The sequence below is a fragment of the Aestuariivirga sp. genome, assembly GCF_965227715.1.
In the GTDB taxonomy this organism is placed as follows: domain Bacteria; phylum Pseudomonadota; class Alphaproteobacteria; order Rhizobiales; family Aestuariivirgaceae; genus Aestuariivirga.
Map to the genome: position 1 here is coordinate 2,392,831 of NZ_OZ245771.1, position 15,074 is coordinate 2,407,904.

General features: G+C 62.8%; 12 protein-coding genes. 10 read left to right on the top strand and 2 right to left on the bottom strand.

Features of this window, described 5'->3' with window-relative positions; translation table 11 throughout:
- Positions 1-52 precede the first annotated feature (52 nt).
- The 8 genes from ACO06F_RS11310 to pgi all read left to right on the top strand — a co-directional run bounded on the left by ACO06F_RS11310 (position 53) and on the right by pgi (position 8,309).
- Entirely contained in the window at positions 53-445 is a 393-nt protein-coding gene (locus ACO06F_RS11310; protein WP_421692861.1) for a PepSY domain-containing protein, read from the top strand.
- Complete coding sequence (locus ACO06F_RS11315; RefSeq protein ID WP_421692862.1) at positions 433-1,095, top strand: response regulator; 663 nt, start codon at positions 433-435, stop codon at positions 1,093-1,095. The genes ACO06F_RS11310 and ACO06F_RS11315 overlap by 13 nt, the downstream gene beginning before the upstream one ends.
- Positions 1,092-2,441 carry an ATP-binding protein gene (locus ACO06F_RS11320; protein WP_421692863.1) on the top strand — a complete coding sequence of 450 codons (1,350 nt, stop codon included), beginning with the start codon at positions 1,092-1,094 and terminating at the stop codon, positions 2,439-2,441. Before ACO06F_RS11315 ends, ACO06F_RS11320 begins: the two co-directional genes overlap by 4 nt.
- Positions 2,442-2,547: 106 nt before the next feature.
- The gene (gene rpmI, locus ACO06F_RS11325; RefSeq protein WP_336908084.1) at positions 2,548-2,751 is read left to right on the top strand and encodes a 50S ribosomal protein L35; all 204 of its coding nucleotides are present in this window, start codon (positions 2,548-2,550) and stop codon (positions 2,749-2,751) included.
- A 19-nt stretch (positions 2,752-2,770) separates the two neighbouring features.
- Positions 2,771-3,127, top strand: coding sequence for a 50S ribosomal protein L20 (gene rplT, locus ACO06F_RS11330; protein WP_421692864.1), 357 nt, complete (start codon positions 2,771-2,773; stop codon positions 3,125-3,127).
- 105 nt (positions 3,128-3,232) lie between these two features.
- A complete protein-coding gene (gene pheS / locus ACO06F_RS11335; RefSeq protein ID WP_421692865.1) occupies positions 3,233-4,303 on the top strand; it encodes a phenylalanine--tRNA ligase subunit alpha in 1,071 nt (356 codons plus the stop codon).
- Positions 4,300-6,693: a phenylalanine--tRNA ligase subunit beta gene (gene pheT, locus ACO06F_RS11340; RefSeq protein WP_421692866.1), complete on the top strand. Its 2,394-nt coding sequence runs from the start codon at positions 4,300-4,302 to the stop codon at positions 6,691-6,693. Before pheS ends, pheT begins: the two co-directional genes overlap by 4 nt.
- A 2-nt stretch (positions 6,694-6,695) precedes the next feature.
- Positions 6,696-8,309 (top strand): glucose-6-phosphate isomerase, encoded by a 1,614-nt coding sequence (gene pgi, locus ACO06F_RS11345; protein ID WP_421692867.1) that lies wholly within the window; start codon positions 6,696-6,698, stop codon positions 8,307-8,309.
- Positions 8,310-8,353: 44 nt separating this feature from the next.
- Here the strand turns inward: pgi and ACO06F_RS11350 are convergent, their stop codons facing one another.
- Both ACO06F_RS11350 and ACO06F_RS11355 read right to left on the bottom strand, forming a co-directional pair.
- Positions 8,354-10,117 carry an acyl-CoA dehydrogenase C-terminal domain-containing protein gene (locus ACO06F_RS11350; protein ID WP_421692868.1) on the bottom strand — a complete coding sequence of 588 codons (1,764 nt, stop codon included), beginning with the start codon at positions 10,115-10,117 and terminating at the stop codon, positions 8,354-8,356.
- A 10-nt stretch (positions 10,118-10,127) separates the two neighbouring features.
- Complete coding sequence (locus ACO06F_RS11355) at positions 10,128-11,516, bottom strand: L-serine ammonia-lyase (protein WP_421692869.1); 1,389 nt, start codon at positions 11,514-11,516, stop codon at positions 10,128-10,130.
- A 156-nt stretch (positions 11,517-11,672) separates the two neighbouring features.
- Between ACO06F_RS11355 and ACO06F_RS11360 the strand changes: the two genes are divergently transcribed.
- Entirely contained in the window at positions 11,673-12,539 is an 867-nt protein-coding gene (locus tag ACO06F_RS11360; protein WP_421692870.1) for a DMT family transporter, read from the top strand.
- A gap of 79 nt (positions 12,540-12,618) precedes the next feature.
- Positions 12,619-15,063, top strand: coding sequence for a glycogen/starch/alpha-glucan phosphorylase (locus tag ACO06F_RS11365; protein WP_421692871.1), 2,445 nt, complete (start codon positions 12,619-12,621; stop codon positions 15,061-15,063).
- Positions 15,064-15,074 lie beyond the last annotated feature (11 nt).

Consider the following 15,074-nt stretch of genomic DNA (forward strand, 5'->3'; position numbering starts at 1 on the left):
ACAAGTGGTGCCTGGGCTGGAAATGACCCGAGTTTCGCTTTAAATGTGAGGAATGATCAACCGGCGGTTATTCTTCAGCCTGCTGCCCCTTCTGGTAAGTTCCGCCGCTCATGCCGGCGGTGCCAGTGGCTTCAGAGCCCTCTCATCGGACCATGTCCACTCACCGGGCACACAGCACGCAACGGATTTTTCCCCTGCGAATGACTCTGACGTTGCACGCATCCGCAGCGCGGTGGCGCAAGGCCGTGCCGAACCCCTCAGCAAAATTCTCGCCGTCGTGCGCAGCCGCTACACCGGCAAGGTCGTCGGAATCCGCCTGGAGGACGGCCCGAACACACTGCATTACTGCATCCGCATCCTGAGCCCCGATGCCGGACTGTTCGATGTTCACGTCGATGCCGGCACGGCCCGCATTATCGGAGAGACAAGCGTATGCGAATCCTGATCGTCGAAGACGAACAGCTCATCGCGATGGACCTGGCTCATGCGATTACCGCCGCCGGCTATGTTGCCGAGATCGAAGGCAGGGGGGAGGCCGCCTGGCACAAGGTCGGGGCCGAGCATTACGCCGCGATCATCCTCGATCTTGGTCTTCCGGATATTGACGGCCTGACAATTCTGAAACGCTGGCGGCAGCAGGGCGTGACGACACCCGTGATCATCCTCACCGCGCGCGGGGCCTGGGCCGACCGCGTGGACGGCATTGACGTGGGGGCGGATGACTATCTGCCGAAGCCCTTCCGCATGGAAGAGGTGCTGGCCCGCCTGCGGGCACTGCTCCGCCGCTCTGCCGGACGTGCCGAACCTTCCCTCACCGTGGGTCCGGTTACCCTCGACACGCGCACCTGCGAGGTGAAGGTTGACCAGCGGCCCGTAAATCTGACGCCGCTCGAGTTCCGGCTGCTCAACTATCTGTTCCACCACCGGGGGCGCGCCATTTCCCAGGCGGAACTCAGCGAGAATCTTTATTCCCATGACCATGAACGTGAATCCAACGCCATCGAGGCCCTGGTGGGCCGCGTCCGGCGGAAGCTTAGGGCCGATGTGATCGAGACGCGGCGCGGTTTCGGTTATGTGGTGAAGACGCCGCCGTGACCGAAGGGAGCAAACCGGGCGCGCCGCGCCTGATGCGCACCGGCTCACTGCGCTTGCGGCTGTTATCGGCTGCGGCCATCTCCATTGTGATTGCAATGTGCCTCACCGGTTTCGCCTTGAACCGGCTGTTCGAGAACCAGGTCCGGGACCGGGTGATCAAAGGTCTCGAAGATGACCTGCTGCAAATTGCGGGTTCGGTTGAACTGACGGCGGACGGAAAGCTGAAGGCCGGAAACGCGCCTTCTGACATGCGCTATCAGCAGCCCTATAGCGGCCGCTATTGGCGGATTGCCGTTACCGAAGCGCCACCGGGCATGACGGTGCCGAAGCCACTGCTTTCATCATCGCTCTGGGATTATGACCTCGCGGGCGATGGCACGATCGGGCCAGAGCACGAACCACTCATGACGGTGCGCCAGGTGATCAGCATCGCCTCCCACGGCGTGCCGCTGAAGCTGTCAGTGCTCGTGGCAGCCGACGAGTCTGAGGTGGTGCGGCCGCTCACAGAGTTGCAGCAGCAGCTGCTCCTGGCTTTCAGCCTCATCTGTGCGGTATTGATTGCGGGCGCCTGGCTGCAGGTGACGGTGGGTCTGAGGCCCCTCAAGCAGCTGGCAGAAGATCTGGCCGAAATCAGAAAGGGAACGGCATTCCGCCTGTCTGGCAGCTTTCCCGTTGAGGTCGCCCCGCTGGTCACCGAACTGAACGATGTGCTGGACCTGCGGGACGCCTCACTCGATCGTGCCAGGCGCAGGGCCGGAGACCTCGCCCATGGCCTCAAGACTCCTCTCACGGTCTTGTCCGCCGTGGCCCGGCACTTGCGGCGCGAAGGCCGGGCAGTGGAAGCAGACGACATTGAGGAACAGGCAGACCTCATGCTGCGGCATGTGGAGCGCGCCCTGGTGCGGGCACGGCTCTCCAGCGGGAAAGGCCACGCCGCAAGCGATTTGCCGGCCCTGCTTCTCAAGGTTCTTGGGGCCGTAAGCCGCCTGCCCGATGCCGAAGCGCTTTACTTTGAGGTTCTTCTTCCGGAAGAGGCGAGCGTGCCCATAGAGCAGCGAGACCTGACGGAGTTGCTCGGCAACCTCCTGGACAATGCCCGGAAATGGGCCCGCAGCACGGTGCGGATAAGCTATGCGGCACCCCTCCTCACCGTGGAGGATGACGGGCCAGGAGTCCCTGAAGCCGAACTCGCAAGGCTGGGCGAGCGGGGCCGCAAACTGGACGAGTCCAAACAGGGGGCTGGATTGGGCCTCTCCATCGTTGAAGACATCGCCGATATCTATGGCCTGTCCATCACCTATGGCCGCTCCGGGCTTGGCGGCCTCAAGGTTCAAATCTGCGTCTGACTTGCTTTTTCGGGTCGGTTTTGCTTTATGAGGCCTCGTTCTAGCCGCCTGGCCTGTAAAGGGCATGCCATGGCGGCTTTATAACGCTTTGAAAGGATGAAGCAAAATGCCCAAGATGAAGACCAAGTCCTCGGCCAAGAAGCGATTTAAAGTCACCGCTTCCGGCAAGATCAAGGCTGGTGCTGCTGGCAAGCGCCACGGCATGATCAAGCGGACCAACAAGCAGATCCGCAATCAGCGCGGCACCATGGTTCTGGCACCGGGCGATGAACGCCTCGTCAAGATCCACATGCCCTATCTGGCCAAGTAAGAGCTGAGGAGACAGACACATGCCACGTTCCAAAGGCGGTACAGTCGCCCGCAAGTCCCACAAGAAGATCATCAAGCAGGCGAAGGGTTACTTCTCCCGCCGCAAGAACATCTTCCGCGTTGCCGTTCAGGCCGTCGAGAAGGCGGAGCAATACGCCTATCGTGACCGGCGTACCAAGAAGCGCAATTTCCGTGCGCTCTGGATCCAGCGCATCAACGCCGCGACCCGTGCACTCGGCCTGACCTATGGCCGATTTATCTACGGCCTGGACAAGGCCGGGATTGAAGTGGACCGCAAGGTCCTCGCCGATCTCGCCGTGCATGATCAGGCTGCTTTCGCCGCTCTCGTCGAGAAGGCAAAGGCTGCGCAGGCTTAATCAGCCTCGGCATCCCGCACGTCGAATTCCGAATGCCTTGACCGGGCCACGGAGTGTCTTATGGGCACCTGTGCCCGGTCATGTCGTTTCCAGAGGAAGAATTGAATGAGTCTCGCAACCCTCGAACAGTCCATCCTGGCCGAGATTGATGCCGCAACCGATGAGGCAGCGCTTGAAGCCGTGCGTATTGCCGCCCTTGGCAAAAAGGGCACGATCTCCGAGCGCATGAAGAGCCTGGGCAGCATGGGCCCGGACGAGCGCCGTGAGGCGGGTGCGGCGCTGAACCAGCTCAAGGACCGCGTGGCCGACGCTCTCTCCGAGCGCAAGGCGAAGCTGCAGGACATCGCCCTCGAGGCGCGGCTCGCCTCCGAAAGGATCGACGTGACGCTGCCGGTGCGGCCGCAGGTGTCGGGCACGGTGCATCCCGTCTCCCAGGTGTGGGAAGAGGTGGTGCAGATTTTCGGAGACCTCGGATTCTCCGTGGCCGAAGGCCCGCACATCGAGGACGACTTCCACAATTTCGATGCGCTGAACATTCCGCCCGAGCACCCGGCACGGCAGGAACATGACACCTTCTTCTTCAACGAGAAGCCCGATGGCTCGCGGATGCTGCTGCGCACCCACACGAGCCCGGTGCAGATCCGCACCATGCTGTCGTCAAAGCCGCCGATCCGCATCATTGCACCCGGCCGCACCTTCCGCTGCGATTCGGACATGACGCACACGCCGATGTTCAACCAGGTCGAAGGCCTCGTTCTGGACGAGACGACAACGCTCGCAAATCTCAAATGGGTGCTGACCGAGTTCTGCAAGGCCTTCTTCGAGGTGGATGACGTGAAGATGCGCTTCCGCGCTTCGCACTTCCCCTTCACGGAGCCTTCGATGGAGGTCGACATCCAGTATTCGCGCGAGGGCGGCCAGATCAAGATCGGCACGGGAGACAAGTGGCTGGAGATACTGGGCTCCGGCATGGTGCACCCGAATGTCATTCGCGCCGGCGGCATGGACCCTGAGAAGGTTCAAGGCTGGGCCTTCGGCATGGGTCTGGACCGCATCGCCATGCTGAAATACGGCATTCCCGATCTCCGCGCCTTCTTCGAAGCCGATTTGCGCTGGCTGCGCCACTATGGATTCAAGGCGCTGCAGGTGCCGACCCTTGCCGGAGGACTGTCATGAAATTCACCCTCTCCTGGCTCAAGGACTATCTCGACACCACCGCGACGCTTGACGAGATCTGCGACGGCCTCATCGGCGTTGGCCTGGAGGTGGAAGAGGTCTCCGACATGTCTGCTGCCCTCGCCCCTTTCAAGGTTGGCTATGTGCAGGAGGCTCAAAAGCATCCCAATGCGGACAAGCTGCGGCTCTGCAAGGTCGAGACCGACACCGGCATGATACAGGTCGTCTGCGGTGCTCCCAATGCGCGCACTGGCATCAAGGGTATCATCGCGCTGCCTGGCGCTTTCATTCCTGGAACGAAGATCACGCTGGAAAAGGGCGTGATCCGCGGCGAGGCGTCCGAAGGCATGCTGTGCTCCGAGCGCGAGCTGCTGATTTCGGACGAGCATAACGGCATCATCGAAGTCTCGGGCGACTGGCCCATCGGCACGCCTGCCGCCAAGGCGTTGGGTCTCGATGACCCGATGATTTATGTGAAGGTGACGCCCAACCGGCCGGATGCGCTAGGCGTTTATGGCATTGCGCGCGATCTTGCGGCAAAGGGGCTGGGTACGCTCAAGCCGCTGGATGCGAAGAAGGTGGTGGGGACGTTCGATTCGCCCATCAAGGTGGCGCTGGACTTTTCCGATGGTGACACCACGCCCTGCCCGCTGTTCGTTGGGCGCTATATCCGCGGCGTCAGGAACGGTCCATCGCCCGAATGGCTGCAGCGCCGCCTCAGGGCCATCGGGCTTCGCCCGATCTCGGTGCTGGTCGACATCACCAATTACATCACCTTCGCCTATGGCAGGCCCCTGCATGTGTTCGACGCCGACAAGGTGAAGGGCAGCATACGTGCCCGCGCCGCGCAAGATGGCGAGGTGCTGGAGGCGCTGGACAACAAGACCTACACACTCTCTGCCGGCATGACGGTGATTGCGGATGATGCAGGCCCTGAGGCCATTGCCGGCATCATCGGCGGCATTCCCTCGAGCTGCACGGATGAGACGGTGAATGTTTTCCTCGAGGCCGCCTATTTCGATCCGCTGCGGACTGCCGCGACGGGCCGGAAACTCGGCATCACGTCCGATGCGCGCTACCGCTTCGAGCGCGGCGTCGACCCCGCCTTCACGGCCACGGGTGCCGAGATCGCCACACGGATGATCCTCGAGCTTTGTGGCGGCGAGGCCTCGCATGTGGTGCAGGCAGGTGCCGTGCCGGATACATCTCGCAGCTATAGTCTGCGCAAGACGCGGGTGGCATCGCTTGCAGGCGCCGAGATTCCCGTGGAGCGGCAGAAGCAGATTCTCGTGGCGCTTGGATATGGCGTTAGCGAGAGCGCCGATGCGCTCACCTGTGCGGTTCCCTCCTGGCGGCCTGATGTTCATGGCGAGGCGGATCTCGTGGAAGAGGTCTGCCGTATCTGGGGCCTCGACAATATTGTGCCTGCACCCATGGCGCGGCCCAGCGCCATTGCAAAGCCGGTTCTGAACCCCTTGCAGAAGCGCATGCTTGCGGCACGCCGCATGCTTGCCTCGCGCGGTTTCAATGAGGCGATCACCTGGGCCTTCCTCCCCGCAGATCAGGCCCAGCTGTTCGGCGGCGGCCAGCCCGAGCTGAAACTCGCCAATCCGATTTCCTCTGAACTCTCGGACATGCGGCCCTCGCTGCTGCCGAACCTTATTGCCGCCGCCGGCCGCAACATGGACCGGGGCTTTGCGGACATGATGCTGTCCGAGGTGGGCCACGCCTATGCCGGTGACCGGCCGCACGACGAGACCCTGCGCGCCGCAGGCCTCCGCCGCGGCGCCTTCACGGGCCGCAATGTGCATGGTGGCGCGCGAAACGTCGATGCGTTCGACGCCAAGGCCGATGCCTTGGCCGTGTTGGAGGCCGCAGGTGCTGCAACCGCATCGCTGCAGGTGGTGGCAGGTGCGCCTGACTGGTTCCATCCGGGCCGTTCCGGCACCGTCCAGATGGGGCCGCAGAACAAGCTCGGCTGGTTTGGCGAAATCCACCCGCGCGTGCTTGCAGCCATGGATGTGAAGGGGCCCATCGCGGCTTTCGAGCTCATTCTCAATGCCATCCCCGGCTCCAAGGCGAAGGGTGCCACGCGCGCGGCTCTGGTTGTCTCTGACCTGATGCCGGTCAAGCGGGATTTCGCCTTCGTGGTCGATGACAAGATCGAGGCGGACAAGCTCGTCAAGGCTGCGAAGAGCGCTGACAAGGCGCTGATCAGCGATGTCACCGTCTTCGACCTCTACAAGCTCGAGGGCGGCAAGACGTCACTCGCTATCGAAGTGACGCTGCAGCCCAAGGACAAGACATTGACGGAGCCTGAGATCGAGGCCGTCTCCGCCCGGATCGTGCAGGCGGTGAACAAGGCAACTGGCGGAAGCCTGAGGAGCTGACGATGACCACGGCCGGCAGCAGGAACGTGCTTGCGGAACTGAAGGCCTACCATGACGGGACTGGCCCCGCAGACATGCGGAGCGCCTTCGCGCAGGATCCAAACCGCTTTGCCAATTTCTCCGCACACGCGGAGGACCTGCTGCTCGACTATTCGAAATGCGCGGTTGATGCGCATAGCATGGCCCTACTTGCCGGTCTCGCCGCCGATTGCGGGATTCAGGCGAAGCGCGACCAGATGTTTGCCGGCGCCGTCATCAACACCACCGAGCAGCGCGCCGTGCTGCACACCGCACTCCGCAACCGCGCCAACACGCCCGTGATGGTGGCGGGCCGTGACGTGATGCCGGATGTGAACGGTGTTATCGCTGCCATGGCTCGCTTTGCGGAGAGCGTACGGTCATCGCCGATCACCGATGTCGTCAATATCGGCATTGGCGGATCGGACCTCGGACCCGCCATGACCACGCTGGCGCTGGCGCCCTATCATGATGGTCCGCGGCTGCATTACGTGTCCAACGTCGACGGCGCGCATATTGCCGATACGCTGAAGCTCTTGAGACCCGAGACGACGCTGTTCCTGATCGCGTCCAAGACGTTCACCACGATCGAGACAATGACCAACGCGCACACCGCGCGGCGCTGGATTGCCGAGGCGCTGGGCGAAGCGCAGGTGGGGGCGCATTTTGCGGCCATCTCCACGGCCATCGACAAGGTGAAGGCGTTCGGCATCGCCGAGACCCAGATCTTCGGGTTCTGGGACTGGGTGGGCGGGCGCTATTCGATTTGGTCCGCCATCGGCCTGCCACTGATGATCGCGATCGGACCCCAGAACTTCTATCGTTTTCTGGATGGCGGCCATGCGATGGACCGGCATTTCCGTGAGGCGCCCGTGCTGCAGAACCTGCCGATGCTGATGGGTCTCATCGGCGTTTGGCACCGGAACATCTGCGGCTATCCCTCCCGCGCGATCATTCCCTATGACCAGCGCCTGTCGCGCTTCCCCGCCTATCTGCAGCAGCTCGACATGGAATCGAACGGCAAGCGGGTGACGAAGGATGGCACAGCGGTTGAAGGTGATACCGGCCCCATCGTCTGGGGGGAGCCTGGCACCAATGGGCAGCACGCCTTCTTTCAGCTGCTGCACCAGGGCACCGGCATCATCCCCGTCGAGTTCCTTATCGCCGCGGAAGCGCATGAGCAGGGCATGGATGAACACCATGCACTCCTCATCGCCAATTGCCTGGCGCAGTCACAGGCGCTGATGCGCGGCCGCACGCTGCCCGAGGCCGAGGCGCAGCTTCTCGCCATGGGGAAAAGTGCCGCGGAGGCGAAGCGGCTGGCGCCACATCGCGTGTTCACCGGCAACCGCCCTTCGGTGACGCTTGCCTACAGGCTGCTCGACCCCTTCACGCTGGGCCGCCTGATCGCGCTTTATGAGCACCGCGTGTTCGTGGAAGCCGCGATCTGGAACATCAACGCCTTCGACCAGTGGGGCGTGGAGCTCGGCAAGGAGCTCGCCACGGGCCTTCAGCCCGTGGTGGAAGGCAAGCAGGGAACGGAGGGGCTCGACAGCTCCACGGCGGGATTGGTCGAATATCTCCGCGGACTCGCCTAAAACCCTTCATTCAGGCTTTCGCCAGGGTGACGGAACGAGGGAAATCAGAACATCGCCTCATCCAATGCCATCACCGGCCCGGGCCCCGCAACGATCTTCGCGTGAAGTGACGCGGTATCCGGCAGGATCCGCTGCATGAAGAAACGCGCGGTGGCAAGCTTGGCGCGGTGGAAATCCTCGTTGGCTTTCGGCAGCGAGACAGCCGCAGCGCGGGCCCAGAGATAGGCAAGCGCCGTCAGACCGAAGAGGCGGAGATAGTCCACCGCCGCAGAACCCGCATCCTCAGGCTGGGTGCTTTCACGCATGCGATTCGTTGCATCCTCCAGCAAATCAAAGGCAGCGGCGAGCGGGGCCACGATATCGCTAAGCCGGTCATCGCCCTCATGGGCGGTTACGAATTCGGTGACGGGCGATGCGAAACTCGCGAACAGTCCGAGATGCAGTACCTTGCGGCCCAGGAGGTCCATCGACTGGATGCCATTGGTGCCCTCATAGAGCTGGGTGATGCGCACATCGCGCACATATTGCTCCTGGCCATTGGCGCGGATGAAACCATGACCGCCCAAAACCTGAATGCCGAGATTGGCAATATCCGTTCCGCAATCCGTGAGGAAGGCTTTGACCACCGGCGTCATCAGCGCCACCAGCTCATCTGCCTGTTTGCGGACCGGCGCGTCAGGGTGGCGTTCGGAGACATCGAGCGCCTGGGCGGTCCACAGCGCCAGCATGCGGCAGCCTTCGGTGAGGGCTTTCTGCGTCATCAGCATGCGGCGCACATCAGGGTGGACGATGATGGGGTCCGCCGGCTTTGCAGGGTCACGCGGGCCTGAGGGCGCACGGCCCTGCAGCCGGTCCCGGGCATAGGCCACCGCGTTCTGGTAAGAGGCTTCGGCAATGGCGAGGCCATGAATGCCCACGGCGATCCGTTCCGTGTTCATCATCGCAAACATGGCTTTCAAGCCCTGGTGCGGCTCGCCCATCAGCCAGCCGGTGGCGCCATCGAAATTCATCACGCAAGTGGGGCAGCCGTGGATGCCCATCTTGTGCTCGACGGCGCCGCAGGAGACACCATTGCGCGCGCCCAGCGAGCCATCATCATTCACCAGATATTTCGGCACCAGGAAGAGGCTGATGCCCTTCGAGCCCTTGGGCGCATCGGGCAGGCGCGCAAGCACGAGGTAGATGATGTTGGGCGTCAGATCATGTTCGCCGGCCGAGATGAAGATCTTGGTGCCGGTGAGGGCAAAGGCGCCATCGCCCAGAGGCCGGGCTTGCGTTTTCAAGAGCCCCAAATCGGTGCCGCAATGGGCCTCCGTGAGGCACATGGAGCCTGCCCATTCGCCGCTTGCGAGCTTCGGCGCGTATTGCGCCTTCTGCGCGCCGCTGCCATGCTGGGCGATCGCCACATAGGCGCCCCGCGTGAGGCCTGGGAACAGCCCGAAAGAGAGGCAGGCGCCGTTCAGCATTTCCTCGAACAGAATGTTGACCATGTGCGGCATGCCCTGCCCGCCATGTTCAGGATCTGCCGTCAAGGCGGGCCAGCCCCCTTCCACCAGCTGCACATAGGCGCCTTTGAAGCCTGCTGGCGTTGTGACGTTTCCATTGTCGAACTGCACGCCCTCTTCATCGGCGCTGCGGTTCAGCGGGTAGAGGACTTCGGATGAAAACCGCGCGGATTGTTCGAGAACGGCCTCGATCACATCCCGCGAGAAGGCGTCGAAGCCGGGAAGTGCCGTATGGCCTTCGAAATCGAGGAGATCATACAGGCAAAAGAGATGGTCACGGAGCGGGGGGGCAAAAACTGGCATGCCGCTGACCTCAGCACTCCACCACGTTCACGGCAAGGCCGCCGGTTGAGGTTTCCTTGTAGCGCTCACTCATGTCGAGGCCCGTCTGCCGCATGGTTTCGACACAGGTGTCGAGTGGCACGAAATGCGTGCCATCGCCCCGGAGCGCCAGAGAAGCGGCGGTGACGGCCTTGACCGCGCCAAAGGCATTGCGCTCAATGCAGGGCACCTGCACGAGGCCACCGACGGGATCGCAGGTCATGCCGAGGTGATGTTCAAGGGCGATCTCGGCGGCATTCTCCACCTGTTCATTGCTGCCGCCCAGCGCGGCGCAGAGGCCGGCGGCGGCCATGGCGGAGGCGGAGCCCACTTCGCCCTGGCAGCCGACTTCGGCGCCCGAGATCGAGGCATTGTGCTTGATGAGGCCGCCAATCGCCGCAGCAGCCAGCAGGAAGGTGCGGATGCCCTGCTGGTCGGCACCCAGGCAATGATCGAGATAATAGCGGATCGTTGCCGGGATGACGCCCGCCGCGCCATTGGTGGGAGCCGTCACCACCTTGCCGCCCGCAGCATTCTCCTCATTCACCGCCATGGCATAGACGGAAAGCCAGTCCATCAGCCGGTGCGGCTGGATTGCATTATTGCCCTGCTCGGCCTTCAGCTTGTCATGGATCTCGGCCGCGCGGCGCTTGACCTTGAGGCCGCCCGGAAGAGTGCCGGTGAGGGTAAGGCCCCGGTTCATGCAATCGCGCATGGCGTTCCAGATGCCGTCCAGATTGGCGTCGAGCTCTTCAGCGCTCTGCGTCACCAGCTCGTTGGCGCGCTTCAGCTGGGCGATGGTGAGGCCAGAGTGCCGCCCCATCTCGAGCATTTCAGCCGCGGTGCGGAAGGGCCAGGGAACGTCCGCTGAGACCTTCTCCGTCTTTCCCGCTGCCACGGCTGCGGCGCGTTCGGCCTCCGTCTGCACGAAGCCGCCGCCGATCGAGAAATAGGTCTCCGACAGAAGCGTGTTGTTGTCATCATCCAGGATGCGGAACACCATGCCATTGGCATGGCCCTTCAAGGCCGGGCCGTAATCGAAGATCACGTCACGCGCCGGGTTGAAGCTCACGCTGTAGTCCGAGCCCACCGTCACGCTGCCGCGCTCCGCCATGCCGCGCAGCACGCCATCCACCCGGTCGGGGTCCATGGTCTGGGGCCTTTCGCCCGCAAGTCCAAGGATCACCGCGCGGTCCGTGCCGTGGCCCTTGCCGGTGAAGGCGAGCGAACCATGCAGCGTAACGGTAAGCCGGCCGGTATGGGGAAGCGAGGCCTCAGCGGCGCGGCAAAGAAAGCGCTGGGCAGCCACCATCGGCCCCACCGTGTGCGAACTCGACGGGCCGATGCCGATCTTGAAGATGTCGAAGACGGAAAGGAACATGGCCACCCGTAAACATGGATTATGGGCCGCAGCATAGCGCGTCCTGCCGCTTTTTGCGCCAGAAACGTCAGCCCTGTATGTGGGATTTGCAGTTCCAGGTTGAAAGGCGGCGTGCTGTGATGCCTTCCAGCAGCTGATCAGGGGATTTCCAAGCCGATGCTTGCCGTGCTTTTCGGCGTCTTTGCCGCGCTTTGCTGGTCCGTGCATGATGTGATCGCCCGCAGCATGGCGGCGCATGTGGGGGCGTTCCGCATGGCCTCCCTGGTGATGGTGGCAGGCGCGCTGCTGCTGACGGGCTATATCCTTTATGACGGAACGCTGTGGTACGCATCGCCAAGCGCCATTATCTCCGGTCTGGTGCTGGGCGTCGCCTATGGCTTCGGCGTGGGCGGATTGTTCAAGGCCTTCAGCCTTGGTCCCATTTCGCTGGTGGGACCGATCACGGCGGGCTATCCGGTGCTGGCGGTTCTATGGGGCGTGTTTAATGGTCTCGAGCCGACACCATTGCAGTGGAGTTGTGTCGGAGCGACACTCATTGGTGCGGTGATCGTGGCGCGGTCGGGCACGGCGGATGGCGGCATCAATGCGGTGGAACCCGGCAAGATGCCGGTGCTGCTGTTCTTCGCGGTCCTTTGCGTGCTTGGCTACGCGTCCTCCATCGTGCTCGGCCAGCAAGCGGCGCTTACCGTCGGCGAGGTCGAGGCAACCTGGCTGTCCCGGCCTACGGCGCTCGTCGTGCTTCTTCCCTTCATGCTGGCGGATGGACAGCACGGCCCCCTCTCCCGCGCGCAGTGGCTGGGCATCCTCATCATGGGGGTGCTCGATGTGTTGGGCGTCATCGCCGTCAATGCCTCGGGCCACCTTCCGGGCAAGGAATTCGCGGGGATCGGCATTTCGGCCTATGGCGCCCTTTCAGTCGTCATGGCGATGATCTTCCTGAAGGAGAAGGTATCCTCCGGGCAGTGGGCGGGGCTGGGCCTCATCGTCGCGGGCGTTGCCACGCTATCAATCACCCAGGCGTGAACCGAAGTGCCGAATTGTCTTGGATATGTCACGCGCTGTGATTTATCGTTCGGAAGTTCCGCAATGTGAAGACCTGACCATGATCCAGCCAACACCGCGCGGTGCGGACCCGGAAACGATCCGCTCCGAAATCCTTGAGAAGCTTTGCTATTCCATCGGCAAGGACCCCGCCGTGGCGAAGCGCCATGATTGGCTTAATGCCACGATCCTGGCTTTGCGGGACCGCATCATTGACCGCTGGATGGAGTCAACGCGTGCGGCCTATCACGCCAAGGCAAAACGCGTCTATTACCTGTCGCTCGAGTTCCTCATCGGCCGCCTGCTGCGGGATGCAATGAGCAATCTGGAACTCACCGGCGCCTTCACCGAGGCGCTCGCTGCACTCAACGTCGACATCGATCTGATCGAGGCCCTGGAGCCTGACGCGGCGCTGGGCAATGGCGGTTTGGGGCGCTTGGCCGCCTGTTTCATGGAGAGCATGGCGAGCCTCGACATTCCGGCCTATGGCTATGGCATTCGTTACAATTTCGGCCTGTTCCGCCAGAAGATCACCGATGGCTGGCAGGTGGAATTGCCGGAAAACTGGCTGGAGCACGGAAACCCCTGGGAATTTGCCCGGCGCGAGGCAGCCTATGAGATCGGCTTTGGCGGGCAGGTGGTACCCGGCCTTGATACCGGAAACCGTCAGCAGCGGCGCTGGCGGCCTGCCGAAAAGATGCTCGCCTCCGCCTATGACACGCCGATGGTCGGCTGGCGCGGCAAGCGGGTGAACACGCTGCGGCTGTGGACGGCGCGCGCGCCGGACCCGATCCGGCTCGATGCCTTCAACAGCGGCGACTACCAGGCAGCACTGGCCGAGAGCAACAAGGCGGAAATCCTCACCCGCGTGCTCTACCCGGCGGATTCAACCGCCGCCGGGCAAGAGCTGCGCTTGCGCCAGGAGTATTTCTTCACCTCTGCTTCGCTCCAGGACATCATCCGCCGCCACATGCAGCAATATGACGAAGTGCGCTCGCTGGCGGATAAGGTGGCAATCCAGCTCAACGATACGCATCCTGCCATCGCCGTCGCCGAGCTCATGCGGATCCTCGTCGATCACCATGGGCTCGATTGGGATCAGGCCTGGGAGATCACCAAGGCGACCATTGGCTACACCAACCACACGCTGCTGCCCGAGGCGCTGGAGAGCTGGCCCGTGCATCTCTTCGAGCATGTGCTGCCGCGCCACATGCAGATCATCTACACCATCAACGCCCGGCTGATCGCAGATGCGCAGAAGCGGCCGGATTCCACCCCGGATTTCCTCGCCTCCGTCTCCCTCATCGATGAGAACAATGGCCGGCGCGTGCGCATGGGCCAGCTTGCCTTCGTAGGCTCGCATTCGATCAACGGCGTCTCGGCACTTCACACCGCGCTGATGAAGCAGAGTGTCTTCCGCGATCTCAACACGCTCTACCCCGGCCGCATCAACAACAAGACCAATGGCATCACGCCGCGGCGCTGGCTTCTGGAAGCGAACCCGCAGCTGGCGGCGCTCCTCAACGAGACCGTTGGCCAATCCGTGCTGGATGATGCCGAGCGCCTCGTCAAGGCAACGGGCCATGCAACGGACAGCGCCTTCCAGCAGCGCTTCGCCGCCATCAAGCGGCAGAACAAGGACGAGCTCGCCAATCTGATCTCCGCCCGCATGGGGATCAAGGTCGATCCGGCCGCGATGTTTGACGTCCATGTGAAGCGCATCCACGAATACAAGCGCCAGCTTCTGAACATTCTGGAGACGATCGCCCTCTACAATGCCATCCGCGCCCATCCGGACCGGCCCTGGGCGCCGCGCGTCAAGATTTTCGCCGGCAAGGCGGCGGCGAGCTATACCCAGGCCAAGCTCATCATCAAGCTCATCAATGATGTGGCCGCGGTCATCAACAATGACCCCGATATCCGCGATCTGCTGAAGGTCGTGTTCCTGCCCAACTTCAACGTGAGCCTCGCCGAAGTGATCGTGCCGGCGGCCGATCTCTCCGAGCAGATATCTACGGCCGGCATGGAAGCCTCCGGCACCGGCAACATGAAATTCGCCCTCAATGGCGCCATCACCATCGGCACGCTGGATGGCGCCAACATCGAGATTATGGAGCATGTGGGCAAAGACAACATCGTGATCTTCGGCATGACCGCGGATGAGGTGGAGGAGAAGCGCCGCGGCGGCTATAATGCTGCAGCCACGATCGAGGCCTCGCCCGACCTCAAGGACGTGCTGGATGCGCTCTCGTCTGGCGTGTATTCGCCAGGGGACATGCAACGCTACCGGCCCATCGTCGACAGCCTCTACAATGGAGACTGGTTCATGGTGGCCGCCGACTTCAACGCCTATGCACAGGCCCAGCGCAACGTGGCCAATCTCTGGCGGCGGAGCCAGGACTGGACGGAGAAGACGATCCTCAATACGGTGAACATGGGCTGGTTCTCCTCCGACCGCACGATCAGGGACTATGCCCGCGACATCTGGAACGTCCCCGTTGCGTAGGAGTTGATCTT